This window comes from Amycolatopsis sp. NPDC054798, assembly GCF_053611505.1.
Window position 1 is genome coordinate 24165 of sequence record NZ_JBSHAM010000017.1, and the last position, 14315, is coordinate 38479.

Annotated in this window: 12 protein-coding genes; 7 read left to right on the forward strand and 5 right to left on the reverse strand. The window is 68.6% G+C overall.

Going from position 1 to position 14315, the window contains the following annotated elements:
• Nucleotides 1–62: 62 nt before the first annotated feature.
• Entirely contained in the window at nucleotides 63–905 is an 843-nt protein-coding gene (locus ACWGIC_RS13375; RefSeq protein ID WP_452076171.1) for an NmrA family NAD(P)-binding protein, read from the forward strand.
• Nucleotides 906–915: 10 nt separating this feature from the next.
• Here the strand turns inward: ACWGIC_RS13375 and ACWGIC_RS13380 are convergent, their stop codons facing one another.
• Nucleotides 916–1938 carry an NADPH:quinone reductase gene (locus tag ACWGIC_RS13380; RefSeq protein WP_452076172.1) on the reverse strand — a complete coding sequence of 341 codons (1023 nt, stop codon included), beginning with the start codon at nucleotides 1936–1938 and terminating at the stop codon, nucleotides 916–918.
• Between the two features lie 37 nt (nucleotides 1939–1975).
• Nucleotides 1976–3577: an AMP-binding protein gene (locus tag ACWGIC_RS13385; protein WP_452076173.1), complete on the reverse strand. Its 1602-nt coding sequence runs from the start codon at nucleotides 3575–3577 to the stop codon at nucleotides 1976–1978.
• Between the two features lie 182 nt (nucleotides 3578–3759).
• On the opposite strand from ACWGIC_RS13385, the gene ACWGIC_RS13390 reads away from it, so the two are divergent.
• Nucleotides 3760–4935, forward strand: coding sequence for an iron-containing alcohol dehydrogenase (locus tag ACWGIC_RS13390; protein WP_452076174.1), 1176 nt, complete (start codon nucleotides 3760–3762; stop codon nucleotides 4933–4935).
• A 57-nt stretch (nucleotides 4936–4992) separates the two neighbouring features.
• Here ACWGIC_RS13390 and ACWGIC_RS13395 read toward each other — a convergent pair whose 3' ends face one another.
• Both ACWGIC_RS13395 and ACWGIC_RS13400 read right to left on the reverse strand, forming a co-directional pair.
• Nucleotides 4993–5610 carry a TetR family transcriptional regulator gene (locus tag ACWGIC_RS13395; RefSeq protein WP_452076175.1) on the reverse strand — a complete coding sequence of 206 codons (618 nt, stop codon included), beginning with the start codon at nucleotides 5608–5610 and terminating at the stop codon, nucleotides 4993–4995.
• A gap of 41 nt (nucleotides 5611–5651) precedes the next feature.
• Entirely contained in the window at nucleotides 5652–6629 is a 978-nt protein-coding gene (locus ACWGIC_RS13400) for an NADPH:quinone oxidoreductase family protein (protein WP_452076176.1), read from the reverse strand.
• A 103-nt stretch (nucleotides 6630–6732) separates the two neighbouring features.
• On the opposite strand from ACWGIC_RS13400, the gene ACWGIC_RS13405 reads away from it, so the two are divergent.
• A complete protein-coding gene (locus tag ACWGIC_RS13405; RefSeq protein WP_452076177.1) occupies nucleotides 6733–7596 on the forward strand; it encodes a MaoC/PaaZ C-terminal domain-containing protein in 864 nt (287 codons plus the stop codon).
• A 611-nt stretch (nucleotides 7597–8207) separates the two neighbouring features.
• Nucleotides 8208–9722, forward strand: coding sequence for a S1 family peptidase (locus ACWGIC_RS13410; RefSeq protein WP_452076178.1), 1515 nt, complete (start codon nucleotides 8208–8210; stop codon nucleotides 9720–9722).
• A gap of 103 nt (nucleotides 9723–9825) precedes the next feature.
• Here the strand turns inward: ACWGIC_RS13410 and ACWGIC_RS13415 are convergent, their stop codons facing one another.
• Entirely contained in the window at nucleotides 9826–10182 is a 357-nt protein-coding gene (locus ACWGIC_RS13415; RefSeq protein WP_452076179.1) for a hypothetical protein, read from the reverse strand.
• A 166-nt stretch (nucleotides 10183–10348) separates the two neighbouring features.
• Here ACWGIC_RS13415 and ACWGIC_RS13420 point away from each other — a divergent pair, with 166 nt between their 5' ends.
• Genes ACWGIC_RS13420 through ACWGIC_RS13430 form a run of 3 tightly spaced genes read left to right on the forward strand, consistent with a single transcriptional unit; the run spans nucleotide 10349 to nucleotide 14207 of the window.
• Entirely contained in the window at nucleotides 10349–11077 is a 729-nt protein-coding gene (locus tag ACWGIC_RS13420; protein ID WP_452076180.1) for an NUDIX hydrolase, read from the forward strand.
• The gene (locus ACWGIC_RS13425) at nucleotides 11074–12210 is read left to right on the forward strand and encodes a 5'-methylthioadenosine/S-adenosylhomocysteine nucleosidase family protein (RefSeq protein WP_452076181.1); all 1137 of its coding nucleotides are present in this window, start codon (nucleotides 11074–11076) and stop codon (nucleotides 12208–12210) included. The genes ACWGIC_RS13420 and ACWGIC_RS13425 overlap by 4 nt, the downstream gene beginning before the upstream one ends.
• Nucleotides 12207–14207, forward strand: coding sequence for a hypothetical protein (locus ACWGIC_RS13430; protein ID WP_452076182.1), 2001 nt, complete (start codon nucleotides 12207–12209; stop codon nucleotides 14205–14207). Before ACWGIC_RS13425 ends, ACWGIC_RS13430 begins: the two co-directional genes overlap by 4 nt.
• The last annotated feature ends 108 nt before the right edge of the window (nucleotides 14208–14315 follow it).

A 14315-nucleotide genomic window follows, 5' to 3' on the forward strand; every position in this document is an offset into this window, starting at 1 on the left:
CAGTCGGCGGCAGTGGAAGTTGACAAGCCTGGTCAACTTATGGCGGAAAAGAGACCGGGAAGATGATCGTTGTCACCGGCGCGACCGGAGGGCTGGGCGGTGCCACCGTCGAGCACCTCCTCAAGCGCGTACCCGCTGGCCAGATCGGCGTCAGCGTCCGCGATACCGCCAAGGCGCAGCACCTAGCCGACCGGGGCGTGCGCGTGCGGCAGGGTTCCTACGAAGACCCCGCCGCGCTGCGCGACTCGTTCGCCGGTGCCGAGCAGGTCATTCTGGTGTCCGGCAACGACCCGGCCGCCGACCTGGTCAGCCTGCACCGCAACGGCATCGAAGCCGCGGTCGCGGCCGGTGCCCGGCGGATCCTCTACACGAGCCAGCACGGCGCCGTTCCCGGAAACCCGTACCGCCCGTCGGAGTTCCACGTCGCCACCGAGAAAATCCTCGCCGGCTCCGGAGTCAGCTGGACCGCACTGCGCAACGGCGCTTACGGCCCGCTCGACCAGGTCCTCGGCCCGTGGCAGCGGACCGGCGTGATCGCGCAGCCGCAAGACGGCCCCGTCCCGTATACGGACCGCACCGACATCGCCGAGGCCATTGCGGTCATCCTCGCCGGTGACCGCGTTTTCGACGGTCCCGTCACCCTCACCGCTTCGAACGCCCTCACCTTCGACGATCTCGCCAAGATCGCGTCCGACCTCACCGGCCGCACGATCAAGCGCGTCCTCCTGGACGACGAACAATGGGTCTCCGAGCAGATCGCGGCCGGTATGCCGGAGCAGGTGGCCCGGCTCCTGCTCAGCTGGTACCAGGCAGCCCACGCGGGCTACTTCGCCGAAACCGGGCCGCTGCTGGCCGAGCTCCTCGGCCGCGAGCCCCGCACCGCCGCGGACCGGCTCGCCGCCTGACGACCCCACGTTATGCCGACGCCACGTCGACCAGGATCTTTCCCAGGACGCCTCGTTCGAGCGCCGCGTGGGCTTCCGCGATCTGGTCGAGGCGGTACCGGTGGACCGGCAGCCCGTGCGCGTCGCCCACCTCCAGCGCCCCGGCCGCGGCGGCGTCGTGCACATCGGACAGCGCGTCGTCCTTGAGGTCCGGGCTGGTCGTGTAGGTGAAGGTGAAATCCAGCTGCACGTTTTTGACCAGCATTTCCCGGGACGGGATCGGAAGCCGGTCGTCGCCGCCGTAGCTGTAGACGTTGATGTTGCCGCCGTGGGCCAGCACGGCGACGTCGACGGCGAGATTGGCGGCCAGGTCGACCTCGACGACGTGGTCGACCCCGTCCGGCGCCAGCTGGGACACCCGGGCGACGACGTCCTCGGTGCGGTAGTCGATCACGTGGCGGGCACCGGCTTTGCGTGCGAGTTCTGCTTTTTCCGGGCTGCTGACTGTGGTCACGACGGTCGCGTCCGACCAGGCCGCCAGCTGGATCGCGGCGTGCCCGACGGCTCCGGCTCCGCCTTGGACCAGCACGGTCCGTCCGGCCATCGACCCGGGGCCGAGACGGCGCGGTCCCCGGGCCGCGGTGGTCAGGGTGCGGAAAGCGGTCAAGGCGGGAATGCCAAGGCTGGCTCCGACGTCGAAACTCACTCCGTCCGGGAGTGGCACCACATGGCGAGCGGGCACCGAAACGAACTCCTGTGCCGTGCCGGTCGGCTTCTCGAACGCGACGTCCCACAGCCAGACCCGTTGGCCCGGCGAGAAATCCCGGACGCCTTCGCCGACCGCGTCGACGACCCCGGCGCCGTCCTGGTGCGGGACTTGCTCCTCGAACCGCATTCCCGACGATTGGCCCGACCGGCTGCGCCCATCGGTCGGGTTCGCCCCGGAGACGACGACGCGGACCCGGACGTGTCCCGGGGCCGCGGCCGGAACTTCCCGGTCGACGAGCCGGAGCACTTCCGGGCCGCCGGTCCTGCGGTAGACCACTGCCTTCACGAATCAGCCTTTCCTGCCAGTGTTTCCCGGACGGAAGTCACCGTCCGACCTTGATGCCCGCGGCTTCGCGATCCCAGGTGTCGGCGGTGACCGCGGCTTCCCGCAAGAGCGCTTTCTGCACTTTGGCGGTCGGCGTCTTGGGCAATTCCGGCACGAACCGGAGATACCGGGGGACCATGTAGTAAGCCATTCGCGGTTCGAGGAACCGGATCAGCTCGACGGGGTCGAGACGCGTTCCCGGAACGGTCGCGATCACCGCCATGACCTCGTCCTCGGAAATCTCGCTCGGCACCGGGACGACCGCGGCCTCGCGCACGCTCGGATGCGCCATGATCTCCGCCTCGACCTCCATCGACGAAATGTTCTCGCCGCGCCTGCGGATCGCGTCCTTGAGCCGGTCGGCGAAATAATAGTTCCCTTCCGCGTCTTTGCGGGCGGTGTCCCCGGTGTGGAACCAGCCGTTGCGCCACGCCTTCGCGGTCGCCTCCGGCATCCGGAAGTACCCGTGGGACAACGCCCACGGGGCGTCGGTGCGGACCGCGATCTCGCCGACCTCGCCGTCCGGAACCTCCCGGTCGGCCTCGTCGAGCAGCCGGATTTCGACCCCGGGTCGGGCCTTTCCGCAGGTGCCTTTCTGGGCCGGATTCGGCCCGGAAACAATCGGCGCGGACAGTTCGGTCATGTTGTAGATCGTGTAGACGTCCACGCCGAACCGTTGCGAAAACGCGGCGATGTCGTCGAGGAGCGGAACGACGAAAACCTTCGTCAGCGGATTGCCGGCGTCCTCGGGGTCCGGCGGACGCCGGTTCACGAAATTGGCCATCACTCCGAGCAGGAAAACGACGGTGCTCCCGGTCTGGCGGATCTGCCGCCAGAACTGTTCGCCGCTGAACCGGTCCACGACGGCGACCGAGCCGCCGTTGAGCAGCATCGCGTAGAGCAGGGTCGAACCGCCCGCGTGGAAAGCCGGCATGTTGATGAGAAACCGGTCGTCGGCCGTCAGGATCGGCATCGACACCGGGCCGAAAGCCGACCACGCCTGCATGTACGACGTCAGAACGCCTTTGGACGGGCCGGTCGTGCCGGACGTGTAGAGGATCGCCTGGGTGTGCCACGGTTCGATCGGGACGGGCGGTTCGGCCGCTTCGCCGTCGAGGTTCGGGAGTTCCTGGGCTCGCCGGACCGACAGGCCGTCGACTTCGAGCCGGTCGCCGCCGCCGACCTGCACCGCGAGGCGGACGCGGCCGCGCTGCTCGACGTCGGCCAGGCGGGGCAGCAGTTCGGCGTCCGCCACGATGATCTCGGCGTCGGCGTTGGCCAGCACGTGCGAGAGGAGCCCGCCGCGGTAGGCCGTGTTGATCGGGACGAACACCGCGCCGAGATAGTTGATCGCGAACCAGAACCGCACGACGTCCGGTCCGTTCGGCAGCCAGCACACGACGTTGTCGAACTGCCGCACGCCCAGCGCTTCCAGGGCCGCCGCCGTCTGCCGCACCTCGCGCAGCAGGTCCGCCCGCGTCCAGACGGGACCGTCGTCGAAGAGCGCGAAGACCTTGTCCGGCTCCTCGGCCGCGCGGCGTTCGAGCAGGTACCGCAGCACCAGATCCTCGCGGGGCGGGACCCTCGGATCCACAGACACGCCGCTCTCCTTCCGCCCGGCATTACTTCTTGACTGACCGGTACAGTTACATATCCGGATTGACCACGTCAAGCGCGCTCAACGGCCGAGCTTACCTGGACTATAAACCGAATGGACGGTACAGTCCTGCGCACTGCCCGGTCGGGCTGCCCACACCGTCGTGCGAACCCGGAGGTTGACCCTTGCCCGAGATCCTGAAGTTCGAAATGCCCCGGGTCGAGACTGTCGTGCAAGGCGCCGGGGCGGTGCGCGAGATCGGCGCCGAGCTGGACCGCCGGGGGCTGCGGAGGGTGTTCCTCGTGACCGGCAAGTCGGTCGGCGGCAGCGACGCCTTCGCGGAGCTGGCGGCGAACCTGGGCGACCGGGTGGCGGGAACCTTCGACCGGGTCAAAGCGCACAACCCGGTCGAACTGATCGTGGAGCTGATCGGGCTGGCGCGGGAAAGCGGCGCCGACGCCTTCGTAGCGGTGGGCGGCGGTTCGCCGTGCGACGCGGCGAAGCTGGCCGCGATCGGCATCTGCGAGGGTTCAGTTTCGGCCGAGGACGTCGCGCGCAACTATCTGGAGTTCGAGTACCCGAACACGATCCGGCAGCGCCCGCTCACCGGCACGCCGGTTCCGGTCTTCGCGGTGCCGACCACGTTGTCGGCCGCCGAATGGGACGGCTTCGCGGGCTCGGTCGACGAATCCCGCGACACCAAGGACCTGACGGTCTACCTCGAAGCGACGCCTCAAGTGGTCTTCCTCGACCCGGAGTTCTGCGCGGGCACTCCGCGAGACCTGTGGGCCACCACCGGAGTCCGGGCGCTGGACCACGCGGTCGAGACCGCCTACGCCAAGAACGCGCATCCGTTCACGACGGCGCTGGCCGACGGCGCGCTGACGATGCTCGCCGAACACCTCCCGCGGTCGGTCCGCGATCCGCAGGACTACGAGTCCGCGCTCAACTGCCTGCAGGCCGCGTGGATGTCCATCATCGGAGTGCACAACGTTTCGCTCGGCCTCTCCCACGCCATCGGCCATCAGCTCGGCGCGGTCGGGATCCCGCACGGGGTCACGTCCTGCATCATGCTTCCGCACGTTATGCGGTTCCTGGAGCCGGTGACGTCCGCGGAGCAGGCCCGGATGGCGCAGTCGTTGCGGCGGGTGCAGGGCGACGCCGAAGAGCTGTCCGCGGCGGACCGGCTGGAGCGGATCCTCGACGAACTCGCGGTGCCCCGGCGGGTGTCGGAGTTCGGCGTCGGGCGCGAGAAGCTGAACGGAGTCGCGCGGGCCGCGCTGGGCGACATCGTGGTCCGCGAATCGCCGCGGACGGTCGACGAAGCGGTGATCCGCGAACTGCTCGAAGCGGTCTGGTAAGACCTGGAAACGCGAAAGCGGGGACCGGTGAGCGCTGGTCCCCGCTTTCGGCGTTCGTCACCGCGGGGCCCGCAGCACTCCGTTGAGAAGCGTGTCGGTGAACAGGTCGGCGATCTCCTCCGGAGTGCGTTCGCCGTCCGGCCGGATCCACGCGTACGAATAGTTGTATTGCCCGAGAATGCCTTTGACCACCAGCGGATCCAGCTCCCGGAACTCGCCCGCTTCGGCCCCGCCGCGCAGGATGCCCGCGACCATCGCCTCGTACCGGTCGCGGGCGTCCTGGATGACCGCGCGCCGTTGCCCGGTGAGCGCCTTGAACTCCTGGAACGCGACGGTCCACTCCAGCGCGTGCTCGGCGAGATTGCGCATCGTGGACCGCATCAGCTCGCGGAACTGGTCCTCGAAAGTCGTTTCCGTCGCCACGATCCGGCCGGACTGGGTGAGCAGGTCGGACAGCCGCGTGTGGCAGATTTCGAACAGCAGCGTCTCTTTGCTGCCGATGTGGTGGTACATCGCCCCGCGGCCGATCCCCGTGTCGTGGGAGATCATCTCGATTCCGGTGGCGTGGTAGCCGTTCTCGGCGAACAGCCGGACAGCGGACGCCATGATGCGCTGCCTGGCTTCCACGCCCGCCCGGTTCGAGCGCCGTGCTGTCCTGCCGGGCTTCACAGCCATGGGGGCGCTTCCTTCACTGGTCGACGGGCCGGGGGACGAGGCTAGCCGATGGTAGCGACGTCGAGTACGACCTTCCCGGACGTGGCGCGGTCTTCGATGGCCTGCAGCGCCTTCGCGGCGTCGGCCAGCGGGTAGACGCCGCCCACCACCGGCCGGACGAAACCCTCGCGGGCGAGCCGCGTGAGCTCCGCCGCCGACGCGGCCGCGATCGTGTCGTCCCGCTCGACGAAGCCGCCCCAGTACACGCCGACGACCTCGATGTTCTTGAGCAGCAACCGGTTCACCGCGACCTCCGGGATCCCGCCCGCCGCGAAGCCGATCACCAGATGCCGTCCTTCCGGGCGCAGCAGCCGGAGCGAATCCGCGAAATACTCGCCGCCGACCGGGTCCACCGTGACGTCGATCCCGGCCGGGGCGTGCGCCCGCACCGCGTCGGCCCAGCCGTCCGCGGCGACCACGACGTGATCGGCGCCCGCGCCCTCGGCGACGGCGACTGTGCCTGCCGAATCGACCACCGCGGTGACTGTGGCCCCGAGCCCTTTGGCCACCTGGATCGCCGCCGTGCCGACCCCTCCGGCGGCGCCGTGCACCAGCACGTGCTCGCCCGCCCGGAGCCTGCCGCGGCGGACCAGTGCGAAGTGGACGGTCTGGAAGTTCATCGCGAACGCCGCGCCCTGGTGGAACGACAGCTCGTCGGGCAGCGGGAACGTCACCGCGGGCTTGGCGGCGACCACCTCGGCGTACCCGCCGTTCGGCACGTAGGCGGCACACCGGTCGCCCGCCTTCACCGACGCGCCCGCGGGGGCCGACCGGACGATCCCGGCCACCTCCACCCCGGGAACGAACGGCAGCTCCGGCCGCACCTGGTAGCGGCCGCGGGTCATCAGGGCGTCGACGAAGCTGACGCCGACCGCCTTGACCTCGATGACGATGTCGCCGGCGGTGGGTTCGGGTTCGGGCACCTCCGCCAGCTCCACCGCGGCAGGACCGTCGAGCGAGGAAATCCGGATCGCGCGCACTGTGCTCCCTCAAAGTCGGAGTGCCGGGCGGCGAGGTCCGGCCCGGCAAGATTCTGTTACTGTACCGACTGTTCAGTTTTTAGCAAGCAAGGACGGATGGCTGATGGTCGCCGAGCACGTGATTCGAGTACTGCCGCCCGGCACCGCCGGGCTGGTCCGGACGGCCGAATGCCGGATCGAGGACCGCTGGCTCCGCGCCTTCGCCGCGGCCGTCGGCGACACCCGGGACGAGTTCTTCGACCTCGATCGCGGCATCGTCGGCCACCCGGTCTTCCCGGTGTGCTTCGAATGGCCGCTCATCGAGCACGGGGCCCCGGGAATCGAATTGTCGGAGGAAACCCTGCGGCTGGGCCTGCACGCCGGGCACCGGATGCGGCTGCACGCCCCGCTGCGGCCCGGTCAGCGAGTGCGCACCGAAGCCCGGTTGCACCTCGCCGAAGCGCGGGCCACGGCCGCGCGCATCGTCACGGAGTTCCGCACGAGCACTCTCGACGGGATCCCGGTCGTCACCACGCAGGTGAGCACGCTTTATCGCGGAGTGCGGCTCGAGGGCGGAGAAGCCGCTGCGCCAGTACGGAAAAGCCGCGGCGCGGCGGACCTCGTCCGGATCGAAACGTTCGAGGCCAGCGCGGCCAATGCGGTCGTCTACAGCGAATGCGCGAAGATCTGGAACCCCATCCACACGGACATCCGTGTCGCTCGGGCCGCGGGGCTTCCCAATACTGTACTGCACGGTACGGAAATGTTGGCGCGGGCGGTTTCAGCGGTGACCCGCGCGCATCCGGGCGGTGCGGAGGTCGCCGGGGTCGAGTGTCGTTTCACCAGCCCGGTTTTCCCGGGGATGACGCTGGCGGTGCACGCGGGCCGGACGGATGACGGCTCGGTCGTGTTCGACGTGCGGGCCTCGGACGGGACTCTTGTGCTCGCGGACGGCCTGGTGGTGTTCGCGGGGCCGGGGAGCCGCTGAGCGGCCTGACGCCGGATGCGCAATTCCCGTGCGGAAATGTAAAACCCGGGAAATTCCCGGGGTAATGCCGGACAATTCTTGTCATCGCGGGCGACGGCGCAACTTCACACCCTAACCGGATAAACAGAGCCGGTGGAATGTGGTGTACATCACTGCATATTGCGGTAATGGTTGCACGGTGTGCGCACGATGGTACCTGCGGTGCGCCCGTAAAACGGACGTGTCGGCAACGGGGGAGGGGATGTGCGGTACAAGGACGAGCGAGTTCGCGCGCTGCGGCGGATTCGCCGCGGCGCTTCGGCCGAGGTCAACGGGCGCAGCGAAGTCTCGCTGTTCTGTCGTCGGTAATGCGGTGAGCTGCCGTCGGCGTTCGCTGTCCCGGTGACCGGGATCGCCGTGGGCCAAGGCGCTATTCCACGGTGGACGTCAATCCGGACAAATGCGGTCGCTGGTCCATTCGGCCTACGGAACGAAGCGGCCGAGCCATTGTTTCCGCCACCGGCCTATCCCGGACCGCGCCCGCTGAATTCGTCGTCGAACTAGCCGAGCCCGCCGTCCCGGAACAATTCGCCAGGGACGGCGGCGATGTGCTGAACGAAAGGGTTTTCTTGATGGGATTCAACCGGAAAGCTGCGCGCTGGGCCGGCTGCGTCGCGGGGGTGACCGCCGCGGGGCTGCTGACCGCCGCGGCGCCGGCGAGCGCGGTGGCCGGGGGCGCGCCGGTCACCGGTGCGGCGGCGTCCGCGCTGGTCCGGCTCGCGGTCGGCGGCGACGCGGCCAGCGGCGGCCACGCCTGCACGGGAACGCTGGTTTCCTCGCAATGGATTCTGACGACCGCGTCGTGCCTGACCGGCAAGTCCGGGGCGCACGCCGCCGACGGCCTGGTCGACGGTGCGCCGCCCGCTGTCTCGGTAGCCGCCTCGGTGACTGAGACCGGGAAGCCGGCCCGGCAGATCGCCGTGGACCGGGTGGCGACGCGGACCGACCGCGACGTCGTGCTGCTGCGGCTGGTCGCGCCGGTTCTCGGGGCCAGCGTGGGGACTCTCGCCGCCACCCCGCCGCCGTCGAGCGGACAGGTGACAGTGGCCGGTTTCGGCCGCACGGCGACCGAATGGATCCCGGACGCTCCGCAGTCGGCTCCGCTCACCATCGCGGCCGGCGCGCCGGAGCACGGACTGGCCCTCGAAGCGACCGGCACGAGCGGGGTGTGCCGCGGCGACGCCGGCGCACCGGTGTTCACCGCCGACGGCCGGATCGCCGGCGTCGTCACCGGTTCGTATCAGCACAACTGCCTCGGCGAGACCTCGGCCAATCCCGCGGTGTCCGCCGCCCGCGTGGACGACCTCGGCGACTGGACCGCGGCGCACACCGTCGCGGGCCACCACGGCCTGTACCGGGTCGACGCCAACGGAGCGGTTTCGGCCTACTCCGGCACCGGCAGCACCTGGACGACGCTCGGCACCGGTTTCGACCGGATCTACGCCGGCGAAAGCGCGCTGGTCGCGACTCGCGCCGACACCCACGACGTCTACCGCTACACCGGCACTCCCGGCCAGTGGGCGAAAATCGGCGGCCCTGGCGACGGTTTCGTGGTCAACGCCGACGGCGTCTACGGCTACAACGGCGGCGGTGTCCTGCGCTGGACCGGCACCGGCGCCGGCTGGGAAACGGTCGGCCCCGCCGGTACCGCGTTCTACGCCGCCGGCCATCTGCTCGCCCGCACCGTTCCCGGCTCCGGCGACCTGTACCTGATGACCGCGCCCGGCACCTGGGCCAAGATCGGCACCGCCGGCACCGGCTTCGCGATCAACGACGACGGCATCTACGGCGCCAACGGCGGCGGTGTGTACCACTGGACCGGCACCGGCAGCACCTGGTCCAGCGCCGGCAAGGCGCAGAGCGCGCTGTACGCCGGTGCGCACACGCTGCTCGGCATCGAACCGGCCACCAAGGACGTCAACCTGCTGACCAGCAGCGGCTGGACCCGGATCGGCGGCTCGGGCGACTCGTTCGCGGCCAACGCCGACGCCGTCTACGGCGTCAACGGCGGCGGCATCTACCGCTGGACCGCCCAGTCCGGCTGGGCGGGAATCGGCCCGGCCACCCGGGCTCTCGCCACCGACTGACGCGGGAGCGCGAGTCCGCCCGGACCTCGGCTGTGAAGGGCCCCTTGAGGGAGCTGGATCCCCTCAAGGGGCCTTTTGGCGTCTCGTGCGGCGATGAACCAGTTCACTGGGCCCGGCGGTCTCCTTCCGGGGTGTTCGACAGCCAGCACAAACCCAGTCCGGCAAACCAGTCGACCGCCTGGCAGTCGCGGACAACGCGTTCGACGGTGTCCTCGACGGACGAGGTGGTCCACGGCTCGAATCCTGTGCCGCCGATCTCTCCGGCGGCCATCAGCCCTTCCCGGAGCAGGTAGCCGAGCACGGAGGCGAAGAAGCCAGCGAAGCGGTCGCTGTCTTTGGGGACGACCTGGGAGGCGTTCCAGATCAGCGAATCGACCGGGACCCAGTCGTCGAGTCCATCCTCGATCGTCGGGGCCACGACTTGTTCGATCTCGCGCAGTTCCTGCGTCTGCTCATCCATCGAGATGCACCTTCAACCTCTTGCCGTACGCCGTGACGACGTCGATTGTCTCGCCGCTCGGCTCGGAGGCCGGACGCCACTGGCGCGCCAATGGTCGCGCGCCGCGATCGCAAGTCACCTGAACGCTCTATTTACTGTCAGATAGACAGTAAATAGAGTCGCGGACATGCCGGACGACGACTGGACTCCACCGCCCGTACTGGTGGCTGTTGACCTCGTGATCTTCACGTTGCGCGACTCGGTGCTCCACGTGCTGCTCGTCGAACGCGGCATCGAGCCGTTCCAGGGCTCCTGGGCGCTGCCCGGCGGTTTCTTGGCCGACGACAGGGAAGACGTGCTCGCCGCCGCCCATCGCGAGCTGAAGGAAGAAGCGGACCTCGACGCGTCCCGTCTGCACCTGGAGCAGCTGGGGGCTTACGGCGAGCCGGACCGGGATCCGCGAGGCCGGGTGCTCTCAGTGGCGTACCTGGCCATCGCTCCCGGCCTGCCCGAGCCGCAGGCCGGCACCGACGCCGCTCGCGCGACCTGGACGCCGGTGCCGGACATCCTGGGCGGGCGCGTCCGGCTGGCGTTCGACCATCGCAAGATCTTCGGCGACGGGCTGGAGCGGGCTCGTTCGAAACTCGAACGGTCCGCGCTCGCTACGGCGTTCTGCCGGGAAACCTTCACTATCAACGAGCTGCAGCAGGTTTACGAGGCGGTGTGGGGGCTCCGGCTGGATCCGCGGAACTTCTACCGGAAAGTCCAGGCCGCGGCGGGTTTCCTCGCGCCTGCCGGTGCCGAACGCCGCGCGGGCAGGGGCCGTCCGGCCCGGCTGTTCAAGGCAGGCGACAGCACCACGATAAATCCTCCGCTGGTACGACCTGCCGCGGAAACACGAGAGGGGAACTCATGACAGACCAGCCGGTGGTGGTGATGCTGACCGCCTTCAACGACGAATATCAAGCGGTCAGCAGCCTGCTCGACGACGTGCAGCCAGTTAAGCGTGAACGGGGGACCCGCTTCGAGATCGGCACAATCCGCGGCACGTCGTGTCGCGTCGCGCTGGGACTCACTGGCAAGGGAAATCACTCGGCCGGGATACTGGCCGAACGTGCCATCTCTCTTTTCTCCCCAGCTGCGCTGATGTTCGTCGGCGTCGCCGGAGCGTTGTGGGACACGCCGCTCGGCGACGTGGTCTTCGCGACTCATGTCTACGCCTATCACGGCGGTACGAGCGAGGACGACGGGCTCAAAGCACGCCCGCGGGCGTGGGAAACCGCGCACGAGGTGGCGCAGATCGCGCAACATGTCGCACGAAGCGGAAAATGGAAGGAGAATGTTCGCGCGGAGACGAACGTCCACTTCGGACTCATCGCCGCCGGCGAAATCGTGCAGAACTCGACCATTTCCGCCGAGGCACGGTGGATCCGCGACCATTTCAACGACGCGTTGGCGATCGAGATGGAGGCCGCGGGCGTCGCACAGGCCGGACATCTCAACGGCACCCACGTCGCGATCGTGCGCGGCATCAGCGACAAGGCTGACGGAACGAAGAACACCGCCGCGGACCGGGACTGGCAGCCGCGCGCCGCCGCGAACGCCGCGGCCTTCGCGACCCACCTCGCCATCGAGCTGCTCAAAGAAGGGGGACAAACCGTCATGCGCAACGCGAGCGCCTCAGATCGCAACACCGTCCACATCAGAGGGGCCGGCACGATCGGGATGCAAGCCGGGACCATCTCCGACAGCACTGTTGTGCAGAACATCTCCTCCCGTCCCGGAGAGCCCCAGGACTTCGCCGCCGAACTGTCGAGGCTGCGTCGCGATCTGGAACGGGAACATTCGCTCGGAAGGCTCGACGACGACACCTATGACGCCGCCCGCAGCGAACTCGATGTCGCGGACAAGGCACTGGCATCCGACACGCCGGAGGGGCGAAAGACTTTCGTCCTGGCACTCAAGCGGCTCGGCGGATTGGTCGCGGACCTGGCCGGTTTCGCGGCGAAGCTCGCCGCGCTCGTGGCGGCGGCGAAGGGGCTCCTGTGATACCGCCGGAGCATACGTCGAATACAGCGGAATCCGGCTCGACCGTCGGTATGCAGGCGGGGGAAATCCACAACTCGACGGTCTACCAAGTCCTGCCCGGCTCTCCGCCCGAGAAGAAGTACGAGGTCGGTCTCGCGTACCTGCGGGACGGCGTGCCGACCCGCGCTCGCGAACTCATCGACGAGGCCAGAGCCCATGGACACGACAACGCTGAAGTCAGGTTTTACTGGGCGCTCGCGATGCTCAGCAAGCGTTCCTACCGCGATCTCGCCCCGGACGAGCGGAAGCGGCTGGCCAGCGAGGTGTACCGGTGCGACGACCGGCGACCCGACGCGTGGGGCCGCGCGCTCTCGGCGGTGCACGATCTGCTCGACTACCTCGGCGGCACCGACAAGGATCCCGAGCGCGCGCTCGCCCAGCTGGCCGAGTTGCCGACAGCGCAACGAGAGCAGATCGTCCACCATCTCGACCTGGTGCTGACCGGCGGGCTGAAGGACCGGTTCTGGGCGGACATCCGCCGGCACGCGCACGAAACCCGCACAAGCCACGATCGGCATCAGCGTGTGTGGGCTTACTTCGAGCCGTATCCGAGCGGCCCGCGGACCCGCCAGCCGCTGCCCGATACGACTGCCGCGGGAGACCGAGTCCGGGCCGGCCTGGCTTCGGTGGTGGCGGCGCTTGCCGCCGGATACCTTGTCAAGGAAGCCATCCTCACTGCGAAACCGCTGCCGATGGTGGCTTGCCTGCTCGCTGCCCTCGCAGCGGTTTACGCGACTCGGACAGGGGTCCGGTGGCGCGTCCTCACCAGGTGCCTCGTCGACCGAGAGCTGCGGTACTCGGGCCGGGTCGGGAATGCCGAAGCGACCGACAAAGGCTTCGCAGCCAGCGTGACACGGCAATTCGATTACTACTTCAACCGTTATCCGCCAGCCGGCATGGACCCCGCCCAGTGGACGAGCGCATCCGCAGGTGTCCGAGCATCACTGCGCAACGAAATCGTCGAACTGTACCGCGAAAGCCGGATCTCGTCCGGGCGGGTCAAATGGCTGGTCCGTTTCCTCGCGCGAGACACGCGCGACAAGTGGAGCAGCGGCGAACTGTTCGCGTACCGCGCGAAGTATCGGGTCGCCGCCTCGACGAAGCTCCTCTGTGTACTGACCACAATGGCCTTCCTAGTGTTCGCATCGTGGGTGGTAACGGCGGCGTTCGAAGCCGAAAGCCTCATGACCGCAGCCGCGGCCGCGGTCATGCTTCTCGGAGCGTTATACGCGCTCCGATGCTGGTCGGACATCCTCGGCGAACGCTTGCGGGCAAAGGAAGACAAGCGAGAGTTTGTGCGGGCCGAGGAAGCGCGTCGACGCGAATACGAGCGTTGGACGGGCAAACTGAACGCGATCCGGCCATCGGAGACCGAAATGGAGACGTGGCTGGCCGCCGACCGGACGGTCGTCGTCGAGCGGGCGCTGCGCCACTACCGCCTCGCCTGGCGCGACGTGCTCGCTCACGCGCTCCTCCAAACACCACGCAAGGGCAGCAAGTACGCGCGGGTCCGCGGCGGCCCGCTGCGTTACTCGCAGTACGACGCCCGGCTCTTTCTCATCACCCTCGACGGAGTACGCGAGCTGGGCACCTCGATCGACTTCGAGCACATGACCCTCACCGACATCGAACGCAACAACTTCCGCTTCGACGCGGTCTCCTCGGTCTACGTCGCGACACCAACCGATCTCAGCTGCGACCTCGAACTGACTCTCATGAACGGAGAACCCCGAGGCATCCACGTCACCGACGCCACCGGCGACAAGATCGATCCCGGCGAGAACCTCGACGCGATCGCGAAAATGAACCTCGAAGTCACCGGCTTCACGCACACGCTGCACATCCTGGAGGGCATTGCCGCGGAGGGAAAGCGGTGGATTGAACGCGACCCGTACCTCGCCAAGCCGGCCGAAGGGCTCACCGAGAAACTTCATCGTCCCGAACCTGTCGAACCGTGAGGCGGCGATAGTCGGTTCCGTAACGCTGTCGTCTTGATTGCGGTCGGGTGACGTAGCACTCGGTGCTGTTGCACTGCTCGTGCCGTGGACGACTCACCGGTCAGTTCT

Excerpts from the sequence above, each read along its gene's own strand:
- ACWGIC_RS13375 (WP_452076171.1), top strand. The coding sequence starts at position 63 with ATGATCGTTGTCACCGGCGCGACCGGAGGGCTGGGCGGTGCCACCGTC.
- ACWGIC_RS13405 (WP_452076177.1), top strand. The coding sequence starts at position 6,733 with ATGGTCGCCGAGCACGTGATTCGAGTACTGCCGCCCGGCACCGCCGGG.
- ACWGIC_RS13425 (WP_452076181.1), top strand. The coding sequence starts at position 11,074 with ATGACAGACCAGCCGGTGGTGGTGATGCTGACCGCCTTCAACGACGAA.
- ACWGIC_RS13410 (WP_452076178.1), top strand. The coding sequence starts at position 8,208 with ATGGGATTCAACCGGAAAGCTGCGCGCTGGGCCGGCTGCGTCGCGGGG.
- ACWGIC_RS13420 (WP_452076180.1), top strand. The coding sequence starts at position 10,349 with ATGCCGGACGACGACTGGACTCCACCGCCCGTACTGGTGGCTGTTGAC.
- ACWGIC_RS13395 (WP_452076175.1), bottom strand. The coding sequence starts at position 5,610 with ATGGCTGTGAAGCCCGGCAGGACAGCACGGCGCTCGAACCGGGCGGGC.
- ACWGIC_RS13415 (WP_452076179.1), bottom strand. The coding sequence starts at position 10,182 with ATGGATGAGCAGACGCAGGAACTGCGCGAGATCGAACAAGTCGTGGCC.